We start from the raw sequence: 26,690 nt of genomic DNA on the forward strand, positions 1-26,690 counted from the left end.
ATTTTAATTTAATAAATTTTTCAACACCTAAAATTGTGCCTAATTTGAAGGAGTGACCCGGCGCTTGCCAAGGCAAGCGACCGGGTTTTTTGAGATGTATGTTATAGAGAATGCAAAGAAAATTAAAATCGTTAGTCCATTTGTCTTCTTAAGAAAGCAGGTTTTTGAAAGTCCTCGTCAAGATTCAAATCCTCAAAGCCAAAATCATCGTATTCATCTTTCTCTTTTACCGGCTCACTGAAATCTTCATTAAGGTTAATGTTGATTCCTCTTCTTTCAAAAGCCGGTTTGTCGAGTTTCTTCAAATCGTTATCACCGGGAATCTCGGTTATGTGATAATCGTTTTCCTGAACCTTTCTTGCAACCATAGGTTTTTTTACCGTCTGTTCATACTGTTCCTGAGTTTGCGGTTCGATAACTTTGCTCTCTTCTTTTTTTCCGTAATCGAAAATATTATGAACGTTTGTAGCTCCTGTATCGATAACTTCTTCTTTACGAAAACCGGTAGCAATGAGCGTTACCATCAGTTCATCTTCCTTCATCTTCGGGTCTTCGACCATTCCGAGAATCACACCTGAATCCCCGCCGACTTTTTCCATGATGATTTTGTTAATCAAATCGAATTCCTTAATCTTCAGCGAACCGTTAGTGCAGATGTTGGTAAGAACTCTCTTTGCACCTGTGATGTCAATATTCTCAAGCAATGGGTTATCAAGTGCAGCATGGGTTGCTTTTTCAGCACGCTCAGGACCTGAAGCTAATCCCGTTCCAATCATTGCATCACCCATTCCTTTCATTGTTGTCCTGACGTCAGCAAAGTCAACATTAATCTGACCTGCTTCTGTAATGATTTGAGAAATTCCTCTTGTTGCATGATAAAGAACTCTGTCAACGTGCTGGAATGCCTCACGCTGGGTAATTTCTTCGTCATCAAGAAGCTCAATCAATCGCTGATTAGGAATTATGATTAAGCTGTCAACTTCTCTTTTAAGTTTTTCAATACCATCATTTGCAAGCACGGATTTAACTTTGCCCTCAAAGTCAAAAGGTCTTGTTATTATTGCAACAACAAGAGCATCGAGACTTTTAGCAATTCTTGCAATTACAGGAGCGGCACCTGTTCCGGTTCCACCACCCATTCCTGCAGTGATAAATACCATGTCGCTTCCTTCAAGCGCGCGTGTAATTTCATCTCTGCTGTTCTCAGCAGATTTGGCTCCTTTTTCAGGATCCATACCTGCTCCCAGACCTTTAGTAATCTCACGACCGATTGTGATTTTAACATGCGCTTTGTTCAGCTCCAATACCTGGTTATCGGTATTGACCGCGATGAACTCGACACCGTTAATGCCTTCATCGACCATGTTATTAATAATGTTTCCGCCGCCGCCGCCCACTCCAACAACTCTAATCTTAGCACCATCAACATTGTTAGTAACTAGTTTAATTGCCATTTTTTTACCCTTTCAATTAAATTAATGATTTAAATAAATTTTTTTATAAAACTTTTTAGGAATATTCTCATTCCTTTTAAAGCACGACTGATGTTTTTTACATCAAAGCTCATCGAACCATGCTTTTATTTTTGTGAAAATAGTTTTTGCATTCATCGGGACTTTTTTTCTTGTTGGTTTTTTAAGTCCGAGATTATTAATATCGTTTAAGGTTTTTATCCTGTGAAGAATAAGTCCGACACCCGTTGCAAAAATCGGACTTTCAACTTCTTTGATTAACCCGCCTGAAACACCCGTTGGGATTCCGAGATTAACTTCTGTTCCGAGAATCTGCTCTGCAAGTTCCTTTGTTCCTTTTATAAGTGAACCACCGCCTGTAACCACAACACCTGCATGAAGCTCGTTTTGTATCTGAGAATTTTTTATTTCAATCGCTGCAAGCTCGAAGATGTCGGTCATTCTTGCTTGAATTATTCTTGCAAGGATGCTCTTCCTTGTTTTTTTCGGAACTTTTCCTTTTATCGATTCTACCTGAATCGTATCATCGTTAATGATTTCATCAATTGTTGCATAGCCATAATCACGTTTTATTCTTTCGGCTTCGCTTTCCGAAATTCCGATTGCCTCAACTATATCGTTTGTAACCAGACTTCCTGCAATGCCGATGCCTGCCGTGTATTTTAAAACCCCTTTTTTGAAAACAGCTATATCAGTTGTTCCGCCGCCAATGTCAATCATCGCAACACCAACTTTCTTTTCTGTTTCATCAAGTACTGAGTATGAAGACGCAATTGGTTCAAGAACTATGTCGTCGATTTCAAGTCCGCTGCTTGTAACGCATTTCGATAAATCATCAATCGATGAAACAAGACCTGTGATTATATTGACTTTTGCTTCAAGTTTTACTCCGAACATTCCTACCGGCAGCTCGAATATTCCATCTTTACCGTCGATAATATATTCCTGAGGAATTACATCAATAATTTTTGTATCACTCGGGAGCTTTAAAATTTTTGATTGCTCAACGAGCCGTCTTATATCGTCTTCTTCAATAACTCTATCAGGATTATTAATTCCTACAGCACTGCTTGACTGAATGCATCTTATGTGGTGTCCTGCAATACCGATTGATGCAGATTTGATAGTCAATCCGGAGTTTAATTCGGCTTCATTAATAGCTGACTTAATCGATTCAATTGTTTTATTAGGATTAACAACAATGCCTCTATGAAGACCATATGACGGTGATTTGCCGATGCCAAGTATTTCGACAGTTCCATCTGATTTTACACGCGACACTATGACGCAAATTTTTGTAGTTCCGACGTCAAGTCCGACAACAATATTATCATTTACTTCTTTCTGGTTTTTTGTTTTCTTTTTATCAGCCATTTAAATTAAATTTTATATTTAACCACTACCTGATTTGAAAATCTTAAATCAACATATTCTATTTCACGGGTCATAATTTTTGAAAAAATATTATTCATAAAATTATCATATAACCTCATTTTTGTTCGCACTACTTCCTGATATTCTTTGCTCTTCACATCCTGAGCGTTTGAATATGGAAGATAAAACGGAATTGATTTTTCATTTGAATAAACAATCAGCTTTGTCGAATCGGCAATGTTTATTTCAGAAATATTATTATACAACCCTTTGCTTTCCTTAAAAGCATTTAGAACGATGAACAATGCCGCACGCAATTCATTTTTATTTATATTGTTAAGACCTTTAATATTATCTTCAGTTCGAATACCGCTTATTACAGGCAAATCATAAATCTTCTCTATATTTCTATAAGGAAAAATTTCAAGCTCATCATCAATTAACTTAATTCCCATGCTTGTGTTTAGAACTGCAATCGGTCTTTTTTCTATGACTTCAATTTTAAGCAAATCAGGCGGTTCTTTACTCACAAAAGCTTTTTTAATTTCCGGATGCTTTGAAATTCTATCCTGAATTAAATCAATATTCAGTTCATCAAGGTTAATTGTCGAATCTTCTCTCAATCTTGCAATCTCAAGAATATCGGTTGATGGAATAGTGTGGTTTCCCTCGATTGTAATTTTATCATAGTTTAAATTATTACGCCATTTGTTCGCGAAGACAACCACTGCAGTAACCGAAACAGCAACAAGCAAAATTAGTCCTATGATTTTTGGTTTACTCAATTAATTATCAGTTGTTTATGTACTCTTTAATAAATTTATCACACAAATTTGTGATTGAACCCGCACCCTGAAAAATCAATGTATCGGAATTTTTAATTTCTTTTTTAATTCCATTTAGCAATTCAGTATCATTTTCAAAATAATATGAATCTTTTTTGTTCAGATTTTTGAGCTCGTTTAATATTAACTCGCTCGATATACCTTCAATTGCTTTTTCTCTTGCGGGATAAAGCTTTGCGAGAAATACAACATCATTATCTTTAAGCTCTTTTGCAAATTCTTTATAAAAATCCTTTGTCCGGGAATATAAATGCGGCTGAAAAACCGTTATTACTCTGCCGTCTGTATTCCGTCTTATTGCATCAAAACTTGCGCGCACTTCCGTAGGATGATGCGCATAATCATCATACACTTTTATTGCATTTTTGTATTTTAATTCAAGACGTCTTTTAACTCCACCGAAAGCATACAATGCCTTTGCTATAATATCATCTTTAATTCCGCACATAAAACCGCAAGCATAAGCGGCAGTCGCGTTAATTACATTATGTTTTCCCGGAACAGACAACTTCAGCTCTTTACCGTTTATTTTAAAATATTGAACTCCGTTTTCATTTCTCAAATCGCTGATGTAAAAATCATCATGTTCATTAAAACCAAACCGTTTTACATTTCCTAAGCCAATTAATAAGTTTTTTATATTTTCATCTCCGCTGTAAGCAACTATAACTCCATCAGGCTTCAGGTTCGAAATAAATTTTTTAAAGCTATCCATTATATCATTCAAATCTTTATAAACATCCGAATGGTCAAATTCTACGTTATTAATTACAGCAATGTCAGGATGCAGCGTTAAGAAACTTCTGTCGTATTCGTCAGCTTCAACAATTGCATATTCACCTTTTCCCAATCTGCTTGAGCTTCCGTTTAAGAAATCAAGATTACCTCCCACAAAAATAAGCGGGTCAGTATTAGCGTCGATAAAAACTTTTGAAATCATCGAAGAAGTAGTCGTCTTTCCATGCGCTCCGCTTACTGCAATAAGTTTCTTTGCATTTACAATCATTCCGAGCATCTCAGCACGTTTTATAAATTTGATTCCAAGCTCTTTTGCTTTTTTCAATTCAGGGTTATCTTCTTTCACGGCTGCTGTATAAATAATTAAATCCAAATCACTTGAAATATTTTCCGCTTTATGTTCATCAAAAATTTTTATTCCAAAAGTTTTTAATCTGTCGGTTATTTCGGATGATGCTGCATCACTGCCTGAAACTTCAATTCCCTGAACAGCAAGATATTCAGCTATGCCGCTCATACCGATTCCGCCAATTCCGATGAAATAAACTTTTTTAATATTTGATAATCCGTTATTCAATTATGCCGATTGTTGTGAAATATTTTTTTGAATATTCTTAAATTCATTTACTAATTCTTTATTGTTGCTATAATCCGCTAATCTCATTCTCAACCATCTTTTTCTGCTTTTTAATTTAAGCTTTACAATTCTATGAGGACTTTTTTCCTCGCTGTATCTTCTTTTTTCTCTCGAAAATTTTACCTGTAAAATGTCGCTGTATAAAATCGACCTTTCACCAAACCTGTTTCTCACAATAAATTTGTCATCTTGAAATATCAACTCGCGTGACCGCACATAATTGGAAATTAAAAGTATAAAAAACAGCGCAATGAAAACCAGAACTATGAATATTATCGGGTCGTTCAGAACGACATAAAAACTTCCGTCGGTAAAAGTTCCTCTAATTATTGCGTAACCTATAAGAAAGAACAGATAAATAATAAGTGAAGTATAATAAAAATCCAACTTGAATTTATATTTTCTGTCTTTCATTTTTTTGCTGTTTCAATTACTATTTTTGCAATCTTATCTGCAGCTTCAGGATCTGCAAATTTAAAAATGTTATCACTTAATTTTGCTAACCTGGTCTCATCAAATAAAACTTCATTTATCTTATTGAACAAATCTCCGTATAAATTTTTTTGTAAAATTACAATTGCGGCATTTTCTTTTTCCAAACTTCTTGCATTAAATTCCTGATGATTTTCTGTTGCAAAGGGGTATGGAACTAAAATCGCAGGTTGTTTCATTGATGCAAGCTCCATTATGCTGCCAATTCCCGCTCTGCAGATTACCAAATCAGCCGCGGAATAAGCAGTTTGCATATCATTTATAAATTCAAAAATTTTAATTCTATAAGAAAATTTTTCAAATTTATTTTTTAAATTTTCATATTGAGCTTTTCCTGTCTGCCAGATGATATTTATATTTTTTTCAGCCAATTTTTTTGCGATTTCTGCAATTGCATCATTTATTCCTGCTGCACCCTGGCTTCCGCCAAAAATGAAAATTGTTTTGTTATTATCTAAGCCAAGTTTTGCTTTAGCTTCTACTTTATCTATTCTATGCATGGAGCTTCTTATCGGATGAGAAATTCTGATAACGTTATCATTCCTTTTTAAATATTTTCTTGTATCATCAAAATTCACTATAACCTTATCAGCTCTTTTTGAAAGCATCTTCACGGTTTTTCCTGCAAAAGAATTTCCTTCCTGAATTACGTTCGGCATTTTTAATCTCTGCGCGGCATACACAACAGGGAAACAAACAAATCCGCCTGTTCCAATAACTATATCTGCATTAAATCCTTTTATAATCTTCATGCTATTTGTAACGGAGCGCAAAAGTTTTACCGGAAGCCCTAAATTTTTATGTAAACGCTTTCGGTCAAAGCCCGCAATGTCAATTATTTTGAAATTATAATTATATTCTGGAACTAATCTCTCTTCCAATCTGCCTTTTGCTCCTATAAAAAGAATTTCAACTTCTTCATAATTTTTTTTCAACGCATCGGCAATTGCAATCGCCGGATAAATATGACCTCCGGTGCCTCCGCCAGAAATTATAATTTTCATCTTATCGATTCCTCAAGAAACGGAGTCCATTCCGTATCTGCAGGTTCATTTCTGAAAGATGAAATATTTAGCAGAACTCCTATTGCTATCGAGTTAATTATCATCGCAGTTCCGCCGTAACTAATGAATGGCATTGGAACCCCTGTTGTTGGAATTAAACCTGTCGATACACACATATTCACAATTGCATAAAGAGAAATTATTGTTGTTATTCCGAATGCAACATATCTTCCAAAATCTTCCGTCATATCTTTTGCGATTTTATAACCGCGAATCATTATCACTGCGAAAAGAGCAACTACAATGAACGTTCCTATAAAGCCATATTCCTCACCGACAACTGAAAAAATAAAATCACCGTGTGCTTCAGGCAGAAAATATTCTTTTTGAAGCGAGTTGCCCGGACCAATACCAAATATTCCTCCATTACCAAAACCAATCATCGCTTGTTGAAGCTGGTAATTAGAATTACCCCCTGAAGTATACTCGGCATGCGATGAAAGACGTCCCATTATGTATGACTTCGATAAGACAAATATAACAGCAAATGGAATCAAGGCAGTAATTGTATAAAAAATATGTTTCAGCTTCACAGGCGAATTAAGCAATATCAAGATGCTGGTTATAAAAATTAATGATGCAGTCGAAAAGTTGGGTTGAAGCGCTACCAAAATTGTTACAAGTAAAATGTAAAACAAAATCGGCAAGTATCCTCTATATAGCATCTGCACATAATCTTTTTTTCTTACCAGCAAAGTTGAGACATAAATTATCAAAGTGAATTTCGCAACGTCCGATGGTTGAAAACTCAACGGTCCTAAGCTTATCCATCTGCTCGCGCCTTTTATTTCGCTCACACCGCCGACAAAAATAAACGCAAGCATTCCAATCGAAATCCAGATTAAATATTTTCCCCAATCCATGTATGCTTTATAGTTAAATCTAGCAAATAGGAAGATGCAGAAAATCGAAATCGCAACTTTAATCAGGTGTTGTTTAAACATATAATCCGGGTCGTTGAATTTGTCCATAGAAAAAGTTGAGCTTGAGCTGTAAACCGCACCAAGACTGAAAATCAGCAGAAACAATACCGCAAGTAAAATCCAGACGTCTATTTTATAATCTTTTAATCTCACTTTAAGCTTACTTTAAACTATTTACAAATTTTTTAAATTCGTTTCCTCTGTGTTCGAAATTTTCGAACATATCAAAACTTTTAAACGCAGGAGAAAAAAGAACAACATCACCTTTTAAAGATTTTTTATTTGCTATATCAACAGCAACTTCGAGAGAATCAGCTTTTATTGTGTTTACTTTATCATTAAAAAATTCAGAAATTTGATTTTTTGATTCGCCTATTGCAATTATTTGCTTAACTTTTTGCGACATAAGTTGCTCAAGTGGTGCAAAATCAACCTCCATATCCTGTCCGCCCATTATGAGAATAATATTTTTATCAAAACTTTGAATCCCTACAAGAGCAGAATCAATATTTGTTGCCTTTGAATCATTGTAATACTTGACTCCGTTAATTTCTTTCACAAATTCAATTCTATGCTCAACACCTTTAAAAGTTTTTAAAGTTTTATTTATTACCTCATTCGAAATATTAAATCTTTTTGCTGTAATGATTGAAGCCATCGCATTAGCAATATTATGCCTGCCTTTTATGAACACTTCGGTTGAATTAATAATTTTATCCAATTCATTTTTTTGATTATCAAAATAATAAATCATATTATTTTTCAAATAACATCCCGATGTCAGAAATTCATCCATTAATTCATCCGATAGTGTGAACGCTGCTTTATCAGCTATCACATTGCAATCATTAAAATTATTCCTTATGTACTCGTCGTCATAATTAAAAATAAATAAATCATTTTCATCCTGATTCATTGCGATTTTCATTTTTGACCTGAAATAATTTTCCATTGTCTTATGCCAGCTTAGATGATCTTCGGTAAAATTCAAAAAAACCGAAACAGCAGGTTTGAATTTCTCAGTGCTTTCAAGCTGATAACTGCTCGCTTCAAGAATTACAATTGATTTTTCAGTTAAATCATTTAACACTTCGGAAAACGCTAAGCCGACATTTCCGCAGACTTTAACATCAAATCCTGCATTTTTAAAAATTTCACCTGTTAAAATCGTTGTTGTGGTTTTCCCGTTTGTACCAGTAATTGCTATAACGGGGCACGGACAAAATCTGTATGCAACTTCAACTTCACCGTAAACTTTTTTCTTATTTTTAATTGAATTCAGAATAACTTCAGCTTCCATAGGAATTCCGGGGCTCTTCACAATTACATCATAACCATATACTTTATGTGAATGGCCCCCGAACTCGTAACCAATTTTCATTTTGTTAAGCACATTAACGTCTATATATTTTAATTTGCTTTCAGAATTTTCATCGCTCAGAAATACTTTTGCACCTTTATCAGATAAATATTTTGCAAGAGCAAAACCGCTTCTGCCTGCTCCTAAAATTGCAAATGAATTATTTAAAAAATTATCGTTCATTAAATTCTTATCTAACTTTAAATGTTGCTAATGTCATTATCGCAAGAATGATTGCAATAATATAAAACCTCATAACAATTTTTGGTTCAGGAATTCCCATCATTTCATAATGATGATGCAAAGGAGCCATTTTGAAAATTCTTTTTCCTTCTCCATATTTAATTCTTGTCAGCTTGAAATAATATCTTTGAATGATAACCGACAAAGCTTCGGCGAAAAATATTCCGCCGAGCAAGGGTAATAAAAATTCTTTCTTGACTAAAATACTCAACGTTGCTACAACCGCTCCCAAAGCAAGCGAACCGGTATCACCCATAAACACCTGCGCAGGATAAGAATTATACCACAAAAAACCAAGCGCTGCGCCGAAAAATGCTGCGCAGTAAATTACAAGCTCACCGTTTCCTTTCAGATAAATTACATTCAGATATTTTGCAGTTTCCACATTCCCGGATACATAAGCAATAATTCCTAAAGTGAACACAACAATTGCAACCGTTCCTGTCGCAAGACCGTCCAAGCCATCGGTAAAATTTACTGCATTGGATGTTCCCATAATTATAAAAATTATGATGGGTATATAAAAAAATGAAAAATCAAATTCGATTTGTTTCAAAAATGGAATCGTTGTTATAGTATTTATTCCCTGAAACTCGGGAGCCCAATAAATAACCATGGCAACTATGAACCCAATCAAAAATTGAAACATTAATTTATATTTTTCTATAAGACCTTTTTTATATTTTTTAACAACTTTCAGATAATCATCAAGAAACCCGACAAGCGCCATTGATATGGTTACAAATAAAATCAACTGAACATAAATATTTTTCAAATCACCCCAAAGTAAAACAGGAACTAAAACGGAAACCCAGATGATAATTCCGCCCATTGTCGGTGTTCCTGCCTTTGACCAGTGAAACTTAGGACCGTCTTCTTTTTTTGCTTCACCGATTTGTTTAAGCTTCAATTTTTTTAATATCCACGGACCAACAATAAAAGCAATTAGCAAAGCTGTAATGGCAGAAATCGCAGCTCTGAATGTGATAAACTGAAATGCATCAAATCCCGGAGGATTATAAAGTCTGTTTAGGTATTCTGCCAGATAGTATAACATTCAGCTTGTTATTATTTTTATGACATCTTCCATCTTCATTCCTCGAGAACCTTTTACATAAACTATATCGTCTTTTTTCAAATCATGCTTCAACAAATCTCCAAGAATTTGTTTGTCAGTAAAGTAAAAATTATTTTTCACGCTCTTTGCAGACTTGTGCGTATTATAAGACTCAGGACCATATGTATATAAATTTTCAAATTTCATTTCAGATGCTAATTTGCCTACATCTGAATGTTCTTTTTTGCTTGATTTTCCAAGTTCAAGCATATCTCCAAGCACAATATATTTTTTACCTTTGGTTTTAAATTTTTTTATAGTCTCGAGTCCAAGTTTTACTGAATCAGGGTTGCTGTTATATGCATCGTTTACAATCATTACACCCTTATGCATCTCAACTTCCATTCTTTTTGATGAAGAAGCATTAAAATTCTGTAAAGCACTTTTTATGTCACTGATTTTAATATCAAAATATAATCCTGTTGAAACTGCTGCCAAGCCGTTAAATATCGAATGCAAGCCGAATGTGTTAACCGAGGTCGTAAACTCTTTGTTTTTATATCTCACACTTATAACCGGTTGAAACTTTTTATTGAACTCGATAAATTTTCCTTTAACATCTGCGTTATACTTAAACGAATAAGTAAATTTATTTTCTTTTTTTACTTTTTTACTGTATGAAGAAACAAATTTATCGTCAAGATTTAAAAAACACATTCCGTTATTTTTTTTCAGGTAATCATAAAGCTCAAACTCGGCTTTAGCAACACCTTTAAGGTTTATAAAAAACTCAAGATGTTCTTTGCCGATGTTTGTTACCAAGCCGAAATCAGGTTTGCATATTTCACATAAATACTTAAGCTCGCCGAAATAATTACTTCCAATTTCAAGCACGCAAAAATTATGCGATTTATTCAACCGCAATAGCGTTAAAGGCAAACCGATATGATTATTTAAATTCCCCTCAGTTTTCAATATACTATATCTTTTTGAAAGCACTTCAGAAATTAAATCCTTTGTGGTAGTCTTGCCGTTGCTTCCTGCAACACACAAAACCGGCACACGATTATTTTTTAAATGATTTTGTGCAAGCTGTCCGAGATATTTCGTTGTGTCTTTTACGATTATAAAATTTTTATTTTTAAATTTTTCTCTTAGTACAGTATATGACTTGGAACTAACAACTACTAACTTACAGCCTCGTTTAAAAACATCAGTCAGATATAAATGCCCGTCTGTATTTTCACCTTTAATGGCAATGAAAACCTCATCTTTGGAGACAATTCTTGAATCAATCGCAACACCTGTAAATTTTTTTCTCCCGAGATTAACACCATTATATTTTGAACCTTTAACGCTTAAAAAATCTTTTATGGTAAAATTAGGTTTCAATAATTTTCAGTTCTTTGCAAGATTTGAATATTTTTCTACCATCTCTCTATCATCAAAGTGATTTTTTACGCCGTTAATTTCCTGATAAGTTTCATGTCCCTTTCCGCAGATTAAAATCAAATCGCCGGTTTGAGAAATTTCCATCCCTCTTTTAATAGCTTCTTCGCGGTTAGCAATAGTTTCAAAATTATTTTTTTCATGAATGCCCGCGACGATCTCTTTTATAATTGCGTCAGGATTTTCCAATCTCGGATTATCAGAAGTAATGATTACATAATCCGAAAGCTCCGTTGCAATGTTTCCCATCACCGGACGTTTTGTTGTGTCGCGGTTTCCTCCGCACCCAAAAATCGTAATTACTCTGCCGCTTCTGCCGCGGTCAGATATTATTTCAATTGCTGCCTCGATAGCATTTTTCAAGGAATCTGATGTATGCGAATAATCAATTATTGCGCTTGCATTGTTTGGCAGCTTAATGATGTTAAATCTTCCGTTAACAGGTTCAATATCTTTCAGTGCTTTCTGAATTTTCTCAACTTTTATCCCCATAGGCACTGAAGTTGATATTGCAGCAAGGCAGTTATATACATTAAACTTTCCGGTCATGCTTGTTTCGAAATAATATTTCGAATTATTTATATTTACATTAAATTCCATACCGGTTGTGTCAATGCTTATGTTTTCAGCTTTAAACTCAGATGGATTTTCAATGCTATAAAAATATTTTTGTGCCTTGCAATCACCCAAAATATTTTCACCATACGAATCATCTTTATTTGATATTGCAATGCTTTCTGCGGGCAATTCATCAAACAAAATTTTCTTTGCATTATAATAATTAGGCATGGTTTTATGAAAATCCAAATGCTCGCTTGTAAGATTAGTAAATATTCCTGCTTTAAATTTTAATCCATGAACTCGTTTTAATTCAAGCGCAACCGATGAAACTTCCATGACGCAATGCGTTATATTTGCTTTCACCATTTCATTGAGCATATAATTTATTTCGATTGACTCGGGAGTAGTCAATTTTGAATCAACTTTTTTATCTCCAAATAAATAATCAATCGTTCCCATTAATCCCGTTTTATATCCTGATGTCTCAAAAATTTTTTTGAGTAAATATGTCGTTGTGGTTTTTCCGTTTGTGCCTGTAACTCCAATGAGATTAAGTTTCTGTGAAGGATTATCATAAAAAGCACAGCTCATTTCTGCCATTGCCTGTCTTACGTTTTCTGTTATTACAAAATTTTTCATATTTACTTTCTCAGACGAAACCACTGCCTTTGCACCTTTTTGGATAGCCATGTCTATAAACTTATTTCCGTCCATTTTAAAGCCTTTAATGGCAAAAAACACAAAATTATTTTTTACGTTTCGAGAGTCATAAGCAAGCCCCTCAACCTCAAAATCATTTTCGCATTGTGTTTTCACGCTTGAAATATTTTTTATCAATTCGGAAAATTTCATCTATTAAAAAATCTTTCTATCACATTTCATTTTTACAGAATAAAATTATTTTGCTTCCCGGCAATTGCTCGGTTCCTGCCTTCGGCATCTGGTCAATTACTCCGCCGCTTCCCTGCACTTCCACTTTGAATCCATTGGCCACAAGAAGATTAAGCGCTTTACGCAAACTTATGTTTGTTACATCAGGAACAAAAACAAGATTATTTAATTTTTCTTTAGTGAATTTTACTGAAAGTTTAATCTTTGTATTTTCTGTTAAAGTAATTATCTCATTTGGTCCTGGAGTTTGTGTCTCAACAATTATGAAATCTTTTTCTTTACCTTTTGGAATCTGACCGATTATTTCAAAATCAAGTTTTTTCTCTTTTAAAATTTCTTTTGCATCTTCAACACGCAAATTAATCAGATTCGGCACTGTGAACTTCGGCGCATTCTGCTGTTGTTGTGTTTCTGTAGATGCATAATACATATCGTTGGACTGAAAATTCGGCTCCATATATTGAAGTTCGCTCACCCCTTTGTAAGCTAAAATTCTTGTTGCGATTTTTTGGAATACGGGAGCAGAGACCTTTCCTCCATAATATTCGCCTGATTTCGGGTCATCGAGAACTATCGCAATTATAATCGAAGGATTTTCTGCAGGAAAATATCCGATGAAAGAAGCGGTGTGAGAATTACTTGAATACTTTCCATCTACCAATCTTTGAGACGTTCCCGTTTTTCCTGCGACTTTAATGCCATCGAGCGCGGCATCTTTACCTGTACCTCTTTCAATAACACCTGTTAAAAGAAATGATAAAGTCTTCGCAGTTTTTTCGGATATAACTTGTCTGATGCTTGTCGGTTTATTTTCAAACAAAACCGTTCCGTTATCTCCTACTTCTTTTTTAATTATGTAAGGTCTCATCATCAAACCGCTATTTGCAACTGATGCATATGCAGTCGTTAATTGCAGTGTATTCACAAGCACCTGATAACCTATTGACATGTATTCTAAAGTTCCGCCTGAAAAATCTATCGGACGTTTTAGCATCCCTTTATTTTCTCCCGGAACATCAATGCCGGTATAAATTCCAAAGCCAAAGTCCCTTGCATATTTATAAAATCTTTCCTCTCCGATTTTTTTTGAAATTTTTATCATTCCGATATTACTGGACTGTTCAAGCGCCTGCTGGAATGTCATCGAAGCTGCACTTGTATGGTCAGTCATATTAATAGTACTTGAATGATAGACTCCGCCTTCGGTAGCAATAATCGATAAGGGGGTTTCAATTTTTTCTTCAAGTGATGCTGCTGCGGTAATCAATTTAAACGTTGAACCGGGCTCAAATACATCAGCAACAACAGAATTTTTCATTCCAACAGTATCATGCGACTGAATGTTATTCGGATCGAAAGTAGGATAAGAACAAAGACCGAGCACCTCTCCTGTTTTTACTGACATCACAACACCTTTTCCTTTGTGTCCGTTATTCTGAATTACAGCACTCGCCAATTCTTCTTCCAGAATTTTTTGAATGTTAATATCAATCGTAAGAACAAGGTTATTTCCTTTTACAGGCTCTTTTCCTTCGTATTGATTATCAGGACGCTTATTTCCTTTGCCGTCCTTTTTCATTAACATATAACCTTCTTTACCGGCGAGCTCCTTATTTAAACCTTGTTCAATACCCATCATTCCCTGATTTGTGTTGTTCGTAAAGCCGAGCATTTGCGAGGCAAGCGAACCATAGTTATAAACACGCACAGGTTCTTTTAAAACAATCAACCCTGTTATATCAAGTGAATCCAATCCGTTTATTTTATCAGGCGGGATGTTTTTTTCAATATAAACAAAAGATGTATTAGGAGTTTTCAGCTTTGTGAAGAATTCGTTTTTGTCCTTATTTAATTTCTTCGATAGTATATTCGCAACGCTGTCAGCATTCTCAATCATGTTAGGGTCAGCGGCAATTGAAACCTGGTATGAATTCGAAACAAGAAGGTTCATGTTTCTGTCAAATATCAGTCCGCGCGAAGGATACAAAATAACTTTTGATTCATATTGCTTTTTCGCCGCAAGTTTATATTTTGACGAATCAATAATCTGCAAATTTGCAAGACGATACCCAACAATGCCGAACAAAAAGAATAACGCAACAAGAATTATGTTAACGCCTCTTTTGAAGTTTACGGGTTTTGTAATATTTTTAGAAAGAAAATGCATCTAAATTCTAATTTGAAATTTTAATTACTTCGTCACGGATAATTGCGCTGTCGGAATACCTCATATTAAACTTTTCTTTTGCAAGAGTGTTTATTCTCTCAAATGAAGTCAGTTTCTCGATTTCAGTGCGAAGAAAATCATTTGTATTTTTTACTTTGTCGATGTCTTCACGCAGCTTCATAGATTCTGCCGAAACACGGTTGACGTAAATTATATTGTTAATATAAATAAGCATCACAACCGCAAGAAGTATGAATGAAATTAAAACATATAAAATTGAAACTTTCTTTTTTCCTGTTTCTTCCATCAATTTTTTTCAGCTACGCGAAGCTTTGCACTTCTTGCCCGTGAATTACTTTTTACTTCTTCGTAAGTCGGGACAACGACTTTTTTGTTAACAAGCTTGAGCAAAGGAGTTTTCACTTCTATACCCAGTTTATATTTAGACACTTTTTCCGTGTAAGAATTTTCCTTAAAAAAATCTTTCACGATTCTGTCTTCAAGCGAGTGATACGAAACAATCGCTATTCTTCCGCCTTTTTCAAGAAGCTCCGTTGAATCGGTCAGTACTTTTTTCAAATCATTCAGCTCGCCGTTCACTTCTATTCTCAACGACTGGAATATCTTTGCCAGAAATTTAATCTTGTTTTTCTTATCGATGATGTATTCGCTTTCAATAAGCTTTATTAACTGATTTGTGTATTCAAATTTTTCTTTCGAACGCTGTTTTATGATAGCATCAACCAATCTACCTGAATTCCCTATTTCTCCATAGTTCACGAAAATCGAATTGAGCTCATCTTCAGAATATTTATTAAGCACATTCGCAGCTGTAAGCTCTAAGTCTTTATCAGCTCGCATATCAAGACGGGTATCTTTCATAAAGCTAAACCCCTCCTCGCTTTCGAGCTGAAACGACGAAAGCCCCAAATCGAGCACGATTCCGGTTATGGAACTGATTCCTAATCCTTGTAAGATTGATTTCACTTCTGCGAAATTTCCTTTCTTAAGAACCACTTTGTCTCCGAATTTTTTTAGCCGCTTTGAGGAGAACTCTAACGCATTTACATCTTTGTCAATCCCGATTACTCTGCTATCATCTGAAATCTTTCTGCAGATTTCCTCCGTGTATCCGCCTCCGCCGAGTGTTCCGTCAACTATAATATGCTTGCTGATTTCAGGGTTCAGAAGCAAATCAACGGTTTCTCTTAAAAGAACGGGAACGTGATAGCTTTCATCACTCATTTATTCTTGTTCATTATGCACCGTTAGTGTTAACGACTTTTTCCGCTACTTTGCTTGCAACTTCTTCAAAAGTAAGTGTCTGTCCTTCGTCGTATTTCTTCTTCGTTGCAGGATCCCAGATTTCCATCTTGTCAAGCAGTCCCAGAATGATAACTTCTTTTTTGATATTTGCGTATTCGATTAATTGAGGTGAGAGCAAAATCCTTCCTTGAGAATCAAGCTCACACTCAGTAACATACATTAAAAAACGTCTCTGGAAATCTCTTTCTGTTGTGTTGAACGTATTGAAATTTTTTATTGCGCCAAGAAGTTTATTCCATTCATCCTGCGGATAAACATAAATGCATGAGTCAAGACCGCGAGTAATCACGAGCTTATTGTCAGCTTCAGGTGAAATATTCTTGCGAAACTTCGCAGGTAAAATCACCCGTGATTTATTGTCTAAATTACATATTGCGTGACCTTGAAACATTTAATTACTTTGAGTTATTCTTTGCATTCTTGAAATGCGGCGTGTTTTTGCAGGAATTATCCCCCACTTTACACCACAATTCCCCACTTACTATACAAAAATACCTAAAATAAATTAAATGTCAAACAATAAATTTTGATTTTTTAATGATTTGCGACTTAGTTTTTTGGTGGGGGATTTTTGAAAACTACCATAAATAAGAAAGGGAGTGAAAATTTTATTAACGTGTCATTCTGAGCGTTAGCGAAGAATCCCCTTTCTTTTAAGAATGGGATCCTTCACTTCGTTCAGGATGACACAAGAGTGTATACTTTATAAAAGCACAAAAGGGGCTTTTCGCCCCTTTTGTTATGTTACTAATATTTCAATTTATTTCTTATGCTTCGGTTGCAGTCTCGACTACTTCAGCTTCCTCTACTTCAGGTTTTTCATCTATACCGTTAGTGTCCATTTTGTAATCGCCTTTTTTAGATACAAGCAAGGTTCTGTATTTTCTCAGACCTGTTCCTGCAGGTATCAATTGACCTATTACAACGTTTTCTTTTAAGCCAAGCAAGTTATCGACTTTACCTCTTATAGATGCATCGGTAAGAACTCTTGTAGTTTCCTGGAACGATGCGGCAGAGATAAAGCTCTCAGTTGAAAGCGAAGTCTGCGTTATGCCCAACAAGATTGCATCTGCAGTCGCAGGAATTGCGTCTCTTGTTTCAACCGGCTTCTTGTCTTTTTTCTTAAGAGCCGAATTGTGCTCGCGCATTTCTTTCTTGTCAACTATGTCTCCGAGCTTGTATTTCTTTCCTTCGTCTTCGCTGTTAACAACAACTTTGCCTTTCAGCTTTTCGTTGCCTTCTGCAAAAACATTCTTATGAATAACATCACCTTCGAGGAATCTTGTATCACCAGGGTCTGTAACTTTAACTTTTTGCAGCATCTGTTTTACAATAACTTCGATATGCTTATCGTTAATTTTTACACCCTGAATTCTGTAAACTTCCTGAATTTCGTTCACAAGATATTCCTGAACTTCAGCAACACCCTTGATTTTCAAGATATCAACAGGGTCTGAAGAACCTGAGGTTAATGACTCACCTGATTTTACAATATCACCGTTTCTTACAAGTATATGTTTTCCAATCGGAATTTTGTAATCAACAACTCTGCTTCCATCAAGAGCATGAATTTTAACTTCACGGCTACCTCTTGAAAGCTTTCCGATTTCAACTTTACCGTCAATTTCAGCAATTCTTGCAGGGTCACTCGGACTTCTTGCCTCGAATAACTCAGTTACTCTCGGCAGACCGCCTGTGATGTCTCTTGTTTTTCCTGATTCTCTCGGAATCTTAACAAGAGTCGTTCCTGCTTTCACTTCGTTTCCGTCATCAACAAGCAAGTTTGCTTTCGCAGGTATCAAGTATGAGCTTAATACTTTGCCTGCTTTGTTAACGATTTCAATTTCAGGAGATTTATTCTTATCCTTACTTTCAATAACGGTCTTTTGGAAGTGACCTGTCTGCTCATCCTGAACAAGCTCGAACTGCTGACCTTCTTCAAGATTTTTATATTTAACTATACCGTCATTCTCTGCAACGATAACAGTGTTGTACGGATCCCATTCATAAAGTATTCCGTTCTTTGCAACTTTGTCACCGTTCTTAATCATAAGCTTCGAACCGTACTCAACTTTGTATGAAATAAGCTGAGAACCGTTTTCATCCATAATGTTTATCTTACCGTTACGGCTGATTGCTACTAAATTATCACCGACAGCACCTTTATATTCAACAAGCTTAATATTTTCAAATTTAACTTTACCTTCGAACTTCGATGTTACCTGAGACTGTGCAACAATTTTGCTTGCAGTACCGCCGATGTGGAAGGTTCTCAGTGTAAGCTGAGTTCCCGGCTCACCGATTGACTGTGCCGCAATGATACCGACTGCTTCACCCATTTCAACCATCTTGCCTGTTGCAAGATTTCTTCCGTAACATTTTGCGCAAACACCTCGTTTAGCTTCGCAGGTCAGTACCGAACGAATCTCAACACCGCTGATTGGTGAATCAGCAACTAACTGTGCAATTTCTTCAGTAATTTCTTCGCCCGCTTTTGCAAGAACTTTCTTTGTAAGAGGGTCAATGACATCCGTTGCAGATACTCTTCCAAGTATTCTTTCATAAAGAGGTTCTTTAACGTCTTCCCCTTCTTTGAGAGCCTCAGTAAATACACCTCTGATTGTTCCGCAGTCATGGTCAGTGATAATAACATCCTGCGCAACGTCGACAAGTCTTCTTGTTAAGTATCCTGCGTCTGCAGTTTTCAATGCAGTATCAGCAAGACCTTTTCTTGCGCCGTGAGTTGAAATAAAGTACTCAAGGATTGAAAGACCTTCTTTGAAGTTTGCAAGAATCGGATTTTCGATAATTTCACCTGCTTGACCGGTCATCGACTTCTGAGGTTTTTGCATAAGACCTCTCATTCCTGCAAGCTGTGAAACCTGGTCTGCAGAACCTCTTGCACCTGAGTCAATCATCATATGCAATGAGTTGAATCCCTGCTTTGACCTTGTAAGGTTTATCATCAAATCTCTCTTTACTTCATCTCTTACGTGAGTCCATATATCTATAACTTTGTTATATCTTTCGTTCTCTGAAATCAAACCTCTTGATTTCGATTTTTCAATCTGCGCTACTCTCTTCTGTGCTTCTTCAATAATTCTCCATTTCGTATCAGGAACTTCGATGTCATCGATGTTTACGGAAAGACCTCCTTCGGTTGAATATTTATAACCAACGTCTTTCAATCTGTCAAGGAACAAAGCTGTTTCATAGTTACCTACTGTCTTATATATGTTTCCGATTGTCTCAATCAATTTTTTCTTCTTAAGAAGTTCGTTAATGAACGGCACTCCTTTAGGAACGATTTGATTGAATATTACTCTTCCTGTGGTTGTTTCAATTATTTGTCCGTCGATTCTTACTTTTATTCTTGCATGAAGTCCGACTCTCTTGTTTTGATGTGCAGTAATTACTTCTTCAGGAGAACTGAATATTTTTCCTTCACCTAAATCACCTTTCAATTCTTTTGTAAGGTAATAGTTACCCAAAATCATCTCCTGGTGAGGAATTATGATAGGCGCGCCGTTCTGCGGCGAAAGAATATTATGTGATGAAAGCATCAATACAGATGCTTCAAGCTGTGCATCATAAGATAACGGAACGTGAACTGCCATCTGGTCACCGTCAAAGTCCGCATTGAATGCAATACAAACAAGCGGATGCAATGTAATCGCTTTACCTTCGATTAAGACCGGCTGGAATGCCTGGATACTCAATCTGTGCAAAGTCGGAGCACGGTTAAGCATAACCGGATGCCCATCGATAACGTTTTCGAGAATGTCCCAAACTTCAGGTGTCCTCTTATCGATTAATTTCTTAGCGCTCTTAACTGTCTTAACATAATCTCTATCAATTAATCTTCTGATTACAAATGGCTTGAATAATTCAAGAGCCATATCCTTAGGAAGACCACATTGATGTAATTTCAATTCAGGTCCGACAACTATAACTGAACGACCGGAATAGTCAACTCTTTTTCCTAATAGATTTTGTCTGAATCTTCCCTGTTTTCCTTTAAGTATATCTGACAAAGATTTCAAAGCTCTGTTCTCGGATTTAACTGCCGTTACTCTTCTTGAGTTATCAAGCAAAGCGTCAACAGCTTCCTGAAGCATTCTCTTTTCGTTTCTTAAAATAACTTCCGGAGCTTTGATATCGATTAATCTTTTTAATCTGTTGTTTCTTATTATTACTCTTCTGTATAAGTCATTCAAATCAGACGTTGCGAATCTTCCGCCTTCCAACGGCACAAGCGGTCTTAACTCCGGCGGAATAACCGGAATCACATCAAGAACCATCCACTCGGGTTTGTTCGGCTTTGCGCCTTCTTTTTGCCTGAAAGCTTCGAGAACTCTTAATCTTTTAATGTTATCTGCTTTCTTCAAAGCTGAAGGGTCTTCTTTCAATTCCTGTCTTAATCTGAAAATATCTTCTTCTATATGAACTCTTCTCAGCAATTCTTTAACAGCTTTTCCGCCCTGGTCAGCAATAAATTTCTTCGGGTCATCATCTTCAAGATTATGCTCTTCTTCGCTCATTTTATCAAGTGCGTCAAGATATTCTTCTTCAGTTATAAGCTGGCGTTTCTTGAAATTGGTTTTACCCGGATTTATAACAACGTATGTTTCGTAATAAATAATTTTTTCGAGGTCTTTATTGGATATACCAAGAACATAACCGATTTTTGACGGCAAAGACCTGAAATACCAGATATGAACAACAGGAACACACAATGCAATGTGTCCCATTCTTTCACGTCTGACTGATTTTTGGTTTATCTCAACACCGCATCTGTCGCATACAATACCTTTATATCTTATACCTTTATATTTTCCGCAGTGACATTCCCAGTCTTTTACAGGTCCGAAAATTTTCTCACAGAACAAACCGTCTTTGTCCGGCTTGAAAGTTCTGTAATTTATCGTCTCAGGTTTTGTAACTTCACCGTGAGAGTTTTCGGTTATCTTGTCCGTTGAAGACAGGTTTATCGAAATTTTGCTAAATCTTTTTACTTTCTTTTCTGATTTTGATATCATTTTTTAAACCTCTTTTTTAAAGTTAATCTCTTATCATAATGAAGAGATTGTGACCGTTACTACGCGAAATTATTCAAGTGAAATGTCAAGACACAGACCTTGCAGTTCTTTTAATAACACATTGAATGATTCCGGAATACCCGGTTCAGGTAGGTTTTCACCTTTGATAATAGCTTCATATACTTTACTTCTTCCCGTAACATCGTCACTCTTAACCGTTAACATTTCCTGCAATATATGCGATGCACCATAGCCCTGAAGCGCCCAGCATTCCATCTCTCCGAACCTCTGACCACCGAACTGAGCTTTACCTCCGAGCGGCTGTTGAGTAATCAATGAGTATGGTCCTATTGACCTTGCGTGAATCTTATCGTCAACAAGGTGTGAGAGCTTAAGCATATAGATGTATCCGACTGTAACCATCTGGTCGAATTTCTCGCCTGAACGTCCATCGAATAATTCGGTTCTTGAATTTTGCGGTAAATCTGCTTTTCCAAGATTTCCGATTATTTCCTCTACGCTTGCGCCGTCAAAAATCGGAGTAGCAAACTTAACTCCCAAATTATCTGCGACCCATCCGAGAGCTGTTTCATAGAGCTGTCCGAGGTTCATTCGTGAAGGCACACCGAGCGGATTTAATACTATGTCCACAGGAGTTCCATCCGGCATAAACGGCATATCTTCAACAGGAACAATTTTAGAAACAACACCTTTGTTTCCGTGTCTTCCTGCCATTTTGTCACCGACAGATAATTTTCTTTTCTTAGCAACGTAAACTTTTGCAAGCTTAACTACGCCTGTTGGCAATTCATCGCCAAGCGTAAGTTTTACTTTTAATCTTTTATATTTTTCTTCTACTTCGTTAACTTTGTATCTATAATTCTTATACATCTCAGGAATCAATGCTCCTGCTCTTTTATTTGGTGTCCATTCGTTGTCATAATCGAAATCTTCAAAATCATATCCGTTGTTCTCAATGAGGTTAACAAAAGTATCTCTCTTAAATGTTGTTCCGCTCTTAACTACAATGTGACCTTTCTTGTCTCTTATTCCTGCGCTTTCTTTTCCTTCAAGCAAAATTCCGACTTTCTCAGCGAACTTAAGAGTTATTTCTTTTACTTCTTTTCTTCTGTCCGAATCATACTTCTCCATTCTTCTCTTTTCTTCTTTCTTCTGGTCGGTATCTCTGGTTTTTCTGGAGAAGAGCTTTTTATTGATTACAATACCTTTTAATCCCGGTGTAGCTTTAAGCGAAGCATCTTTTACGTCGCCTGCTTTATCACCGAATATTGCTCTCAATAGTTTTTCTTCAGGTGTCGGTTCGGTTTCACCTTTCGGAGTTACTTTACCAATCAATATATCGCCTTCTTTTACTTCAGCACCGATTCTCACGATACCATTTTCATCAAGGTCTTTTGTTGCTTCCTCACTTACGTTCGGAATTTCTTTTGTTAATTCTTCTTCACCTCTTTTGGTATCTCTTACTTCAAGTGAGAACTCTTCGATGTGAACCGAAGTGAAAATATCCTTTGCAACTATTCTCTCACTGATAACGATAGCATCTTCATAGTTATATCCTCTCCAGGGCATGAACGCAACAAGAACGTTTCTTCCAAGTGCAAGCTCACCTTTTTCGGTTGATGAACCGTCGGCAAGGATGTCACCTTTTTTAACTCTCTGCCCTTCAACTACGACAGGCTTTTGGTTAATTGAAGTATCCTGGTTAGTTCTTAAGAACTTGGTTAATAAATATTCAACTGTCTGTTTGTCATCAAATGAGAGCAAGCTTTCATCTGAATCTTCTTTTACATTATACTTAACAACGATTTTATCGCCTGATACATATTCAACTATACCGTCAGCTTCCGCAGTTATCATCGAACGTGAATCACGCGCAATGATTTCCTCGAATCCTGTTCCGACGTAAGGAGACTCAGGTCTCAAAAGCGGAACTGCCTGACGCTGCATATTACTTCCCATCAGCGCTCTGTTTGCATCATCATGTTCAAGGAACGGAATCAATGCCGCCGCCGGACTAACAATCTGGTTAGTTGCGATGTCGATGTAATCAACTTCCGCTGGACTTAACATCGGGAAGTCACCTTTAAATCTTGATTTCACTCTTTCATTCATGAAATTGCCTTTGGCATCGATTGGTTCGTTTGCCTGAGCAATCTTATACATATCTTCTTTTTCTGCTGACAGATATTCTATCTCATCGGTAACTCTTCCATTAGTAACTTTTCTGTAAGGAGTTTCGATGAATCCGAGTTCATTTATTCTTGAATGAATACACAACGAAGAAATAAGACCGATGTTCGGACCTTCCGGTGTTTCTATCGGACAAAGTCTTCCATAGTGTGTATAGTGAACGTCACGAACTTCAAATCCTGCTCTTTCTCTCGAAAGACCGCCAGGTCCTAACGCACTGATTCTTCTTTTGTGCGTCATTTCCGATAACGGATTTGTCTGGTCCATGAACTGTGATAACTGGCTTGTTCCGAAGAACGAAGACAGCGCGCTTGTTATAGGTCTTGCGCTGATAAGTCTTGACGGAGTAAGATTTTCCTCATCGTGAATACTCATCTTTTCTCTTATTGTTCTCACCATTCTTGAAAGACCCAAACCGAACTGCGATGAAAGCTGTTCGTTCACTGTTCTTACTCTTCTGTTTCCTAAGTGGTCTATGTCATCAACTTCTTTTCTGCCGTCAACGAGGTCTCTTATGTATGAAATAATTTCAATTATATCTTCAAGTGTTAATATGGTTATATGCGGGTCTATTGTGAGACCAAGCTTATAATTTATTTTATATCTTCCGACGTCACCTAAATCATATTTCTTCGTATTGAAGAATAATTTTTCGATGTAGCTCTTTGCGCTTTCACCTTCGGTATCGGTAATCGCTTGTCCGCGTTTTCCTTTACCCTCCATTGCCTCAATCATCGGCTTCTCTATATATTCATCACTCTCATCGTCGTCTGACATGATGGTATTGAAAATTACTTTCTCACCATCAGTAGCATCTGCTTTAAATAGTTTTACTTTCCTTATTTTTGAGTTTAACAAGGTAAGCAATGTTTCTTCATCCAATACTGTATCTGCTTCGACTCCTGAATCCTCACCTGTATCTTTATCTACAACATTCTCGACTGTTATTCTTCCGACATAATCCAGATAATTATTATTTGTAAGCTCAGCATCTTCTACCAAACCAAACAGCTCAAGCATTTTTGATTTCTCATTGATGCCGAGTGCTTTAAGAAGAGTTGAGAAATAGAATTTCTTTTTTCTGTCAACGTATGCATAAAGTAAATCATTGATGTCCGTAGTAAATTCAACCCATGAACCTTTGTAAGGGATTACCCTTGCAGAGTATAACATCGTTCCGTTAGCGTGTTTTGATTCGCTGAATACTACACCCGGAGACCTGTGAAGCTGGCTGACGATTACTCTCTCAGCGCCATTGATTATGAAGCTTCCTCTTTGGGTCATGTATGGCAGGTTACCTAAGTAAACATCCTGCTCTATTGTATAGTTATAATCTTTTGCCGCAGCATTCGGCTTTGTTGATAATCTTAATTTCACCTTAATTGGCACGGCATAAGTCAAGCCCTGCTCCTGACACTCTAATATAGTGTAAGGTGGTTTTTCCACATAATATTCAATAAATTCAAGGATTGCTGTTTCTCTTGAATCGGAGATTGGGAAATTGTCTTCAAAAACTTTCTGTAATCCCTGAGATTTTCTTTTGGTTACAGGCACATTTTCCTGAAGGAAGTCTCTATAAGACTGCACCTGCACATTAAGTAAATCAGGAGGGACACTTTGAAACTGAGATTTTGAAAATGTTAAACGTTTGTTTTTTGGGTTTATTGGCTTTAAACCCAGTTCTGCTATTTTTTCTTGCATTTAGTTGGTTCCTCCAAAAACAACAAATAATCCCGCTATGAAAGTTTCCTTCGAAATTTCACAGGGGATTATAATGTTTTTAGAATTATACAATATTTTTGATAAGAAAGTTTTATTATTAAAAACTAAATTATTACTTCGAGTTTACTAATTATTTTAACTCTACTTTACCGCCTGCGGCTTCTAATTCAGCTTTTAATTTATTTGCTTCCTCTTTTGATATGTTTTCTTTAACCGGTTTCGGAGCACCTTCAACAAGGGCTTTTGATTCCGTCAGACCTAATCCGGTCGCATTTTTAACTGCTTTAATTACGTTGATTTTTTGCGCACCTGCATCTACCAGCATAACGGTAAATTCAGTTTGCTCTTCTTGTTTAGCACCGCCATCGCCGCCTGCAGGAGCCATTCCGCCCATCATTACAGGAGCTGCTGCTGTTACACCGAATTTATCTTCCAATGCTTTCTTTAAATCGGCTGCTTCGGTCAAAGTTAAGTTTGAAATTTTGTCTACTAATTCTTCTACTGCTGACATTGTTATTTTTCCTTAGTTTTTTGTTTTAAAATTTTGAATTAATTAAGCGGCTCTTTTCTTGGCAGCTTCTTCGATGACGCTTGCCAAATCGCGCATTACTGCATTGATTGAACCGACAATTCCCGAAATAGGTGAATTCAAGCTTCCCAGTATTCCTGCAATGATTTCTTTCTTTGAAGGAAGTGAAGCCAATTGCCCAAGCTTGCTTGAATCGTAAACAACTGAATCCACGAATGCCGCTTTGAGCTTTGGTTTTTCTGTTTTCTCGCTGAATTTTTTTATTATTTTAGCCGGAGCTACAATATCGTCCTTTGCGAAAATTATGCTTGTCGGTCCTTTTAAAAAGCCGTTGAGCTGTTCTGATACGTTTGAGTACTTACCTGAATCTTTCAAAGCTCTAATCGCTAAAGTATTTTTAACAACTTTATACTTTATGTTAGACTTATAAAATTCACCGCGAAGCTCGTCGACCTCTGCAACTGTCATTCCCGAAAAATCGGTGAAGTACAATGCATCGGAATCGTCAAGCAATCCGGTCAGCTCACCGGTAATCTTTATTTTGGTATCTTTATCCATAGTACCTAATCTGTAATAGCTTTTTACGTTTG

General features: G+C 36.2%; 19 protein-coding genes. All 19 read right to left on the reverse strand.

Annotated elements, in window-relative coordinates; genetic code table 11:
- Positions 1–131 precede the first annotated feature (131 nt).
- On the reverse strand, positions 132–1,454 hold the full coding sequence (ftsZ, locus tag VHP32_11165) for a cell division protein FtsZ (protein ID HEX2788450.1): 1,323 nt from the start codon (positions 1,452–1,454) through the stop codon (positions 132–134).
- 102 nt (positions 1,455–1,556) lie between these two features.
- Positions 1,557–2,846 carry a cell division protein FtsA gene (ftsA, locus tag VHP32_11170; protein HEX2788451.1) on the reverse strand — a complete coding sequence of 430 codons (1,290 nt, stop codon included), beginning with the start codon at positions 2,844–2,846 and terminating at the stop codon, positions 1,557–1,559.
- 5 nt (positions 2,847–2,851) lie between these two features.
- Positions 2,852–3,631 carry an FtsQ-type POTRA domain-containing protein gene (locus VHP32_11175; GenBank protein ID HEX2788452.1) on the reverse strand — a complete coding sequence of 260 codons (780 nt, stop codon included), beginning with the start codon at positions 3,629–3,631 and terminating at the stop codon, positions 2,852–2,854.
- A gap of 7 nt (positions 3,632–3,638) precedes the next feature.
- Complete coding sequence (gene murC / locus VHP32_11180; protein HEX2788453.1) at positions 3,639–5,006, reverse strand: UDP-N-acetylmuramate--L-alanine ligase; 1,368 nt, start codon at positions 5,004–5,006, stop codon at positions 3,639–3,641.
- The gene (locus tag VHP32_11185) at positions 5,007–5,480 is read right to left on the reverse strand and encodes a hypothetical protein (protein ID HEX2788454.1); all 474 of its coding nucleotides are present in this window, start codon (positions 5,478–5,480) and stop codon (positions 5,007–5,009) included.
- Positions 5,477–6,562 carry an undecaprenyldiphospho-muramoylpentapeptide beta-N-acetylglucosaminyltransferase gene (gene murG, locus VHP32_11190; GenBank protein ID HEX2788455.1) on the reverse strand — a complete coding sequence of 362 codons (1,086 nt, stop codon included), beginning with the start codon at positions 6,560–6,562 and terminating at the stop codon, positions 5,477–5,479. The genes VHP32_11185 and murG overlap by 4 nt, the downstream gene beginning before the upstream one ends.
- Positions 6,559–7,698, reverse strand: a complete 1,140-nt coding sequence (locus VHP32_11195) for a putative peptidoglycan glycosyltransferase FtsW (GenBank protein ID HEX2788456.1) — start codon at positions 7,696–7,698, stop codon at positions 6,559–6,561. Before VHP32_11195 ends, murG begins: the two co-directional genes overlap by 4 nt.
- A 7-nt stretch (positions 7,699–7,705) precedes the next feature.
- The gene (murD, locus tag VHP32_11200; GenBank protein ID HEX2788457.1) at positions 7,706–9,088 is read right to left on the reverse strand and encodes a UDP-N-acetylmuramoyl-L-alanine--D-glutamate ligase; all 1,383 of its coding nucleotides are present in this window, start codon (positions 9,086–9,088) and stop codon (positions 7,706–7,708) included.
- Positions 9,089–9,095: 7 nt separating this feature from the next.
- A complete protein-coding gene (gene mraY, locus VHP32_11205) occupies positions 9,096–10,205 on the reverse strand; it encodes a phospho-N-acetylmuramoyl-pentapeptide-transferase (GenBank protein HEX2788458.1) in 1,110 nt (369 codons plus the stop codon).
- Complete coding sequence (murF, locus tag VHP32_11210) at positions 10,206–11,597, reverse strand: UDP-N-acetylmuramoyl-tripeptide--D-alanyl-D-alanine ligase (GenBank protein ID HEX2788459.1); 1,392 nt, start codon at positions 11,595–11,597, stop codon at positions 10,206–10,208.
- A gap of 6 nt (positions 11,598–11,603) precedes the next feature.
- The gene (locus tag VHP32_11215) at positions 11,604–13,067 is read right to left on the reverse strand and encodes a UDP-N-acetylmuramoyl-L-alanyl-D-glutamate--2,6-diaminopimelate ligase (GenBank protein ID HEX2788460.1); all 1,464 of its coding nucleotides are present in this window, start codon (positions 13,065–13,067) and stop codon (positions 11,604–11,606) included.
- Positions 13,068–13,086: 19 nt separating this feature from the next.
- Complete coding sequence (locus VHP32_11220; GenBank protein ID HEX2788461.1) at positions 13,087–15,273, reverse strand: penicillin-binding transpeptidase domain-containing protein; 2,187 nt, start codon at positions 15,271–15,273, stop codon at positions 13,087–13,089.
- Between the two features lie 7 nt (positions 15,274–15,280).
- The gene (locus VHP32_11225) at positions 15,281–15,580 is read right to left on the reverse strand and encodes a cell division protein FtsL (GenBank protein ID HEX2788462.1); all 300 of its coding nucleotides are present in this window, start codon (positions 15,578–15,580) and stop codon (positions 15,281–15,283) included.
- Positions 15,580–16,518 (reverse strand): 16S rRNA (cytosine(1402)-N(4))-methyltransferase RsmH, encoded by a 939-nt coding sequence (gene rsmH / locus VHP32_11230; protein HEX2788463.1) that lies wholly within the window; start codon positions 16,516–16,518, stop codon positions 15,580–15,582. The genes VHP32_11225 and rsmH overlap by 1 nt, the downstream gene beginning before the upstream one ends.
- A gap of 13 nt (positions 16,519–16,531) precedes the next feature.
- Positions 16,532–16,990 (reverse strand): division/cell wall cluster transcriptional repressor MraZ, encoded by a 459-nt coding sequence (gene mraZ / locus VHP32_11235; protein ID HEX2788464.1) that lies wholly within the window; start codon positions 16,988–16,990, stop codon positions 16,532–16,534.
- A gap of 376 nt (positions 16,991–17,366) precedes the next feature.
- Positions 17,367–21,638 (reverse strand): DNA-directed RNA polymerase subunit beta', encoded by a 4,272-nt coding sequence (gene rpoC / locus VHP32_11240; GenBank protein ID HEX2788465.1) that lies wholly within the window; start codon positions 21,636–21,638, stop codon positions 17,367–17,369.
- A 69-nt stretch (positions 21,639–21,707) separates the two neighbouring features.
- Positions 21,708–25,550, reverse strand: a complete 3,843-nt coding sequence (gene rpoB, locus VHP32_11245; protein HEX2788466.1) for a DNA-directed RNA polymerase subunit beta — start codon at positions 25,548–25,550, stop codon at positions 21,708–21,710.
- Between the two features lie 151 nt (positions 25,551–25,701).
- Positions 25,702–26,082 carry a 50S ribosomal protein L7/L12 gene (gene rplL, locus VHP32_11250; protein HEX2788467.1) on the reverse strand — a complete coding sequence of 127 codons (381 nt, stop codon included), beginning with the start codon at positions 26,080–26,082 and terminating at the stop codon, positions 25,702–25,704.
- Between the two features lie 42 nt (positions 26,083–26,124).
- Entirely contained in the window at positions 26,125–26,658 is a 534-nt protein-coding gene (gene rplJ / locus VHP32_11255; GenBank protein HEX2788468.1) for a 50S ribosomal protein L10, read from the reverse strand.
- Positions 26,659–26,690: the final 32 nt, after the last annotated feature.

This window comes from Ignavibacteria bacterium (assembly GCA_036262055.1).
GTDB lineage: Bacteria > Bacteroidota > Ignavibacteria > Tepidaquicellales > Tepidaquicellaceae > DATAJP01.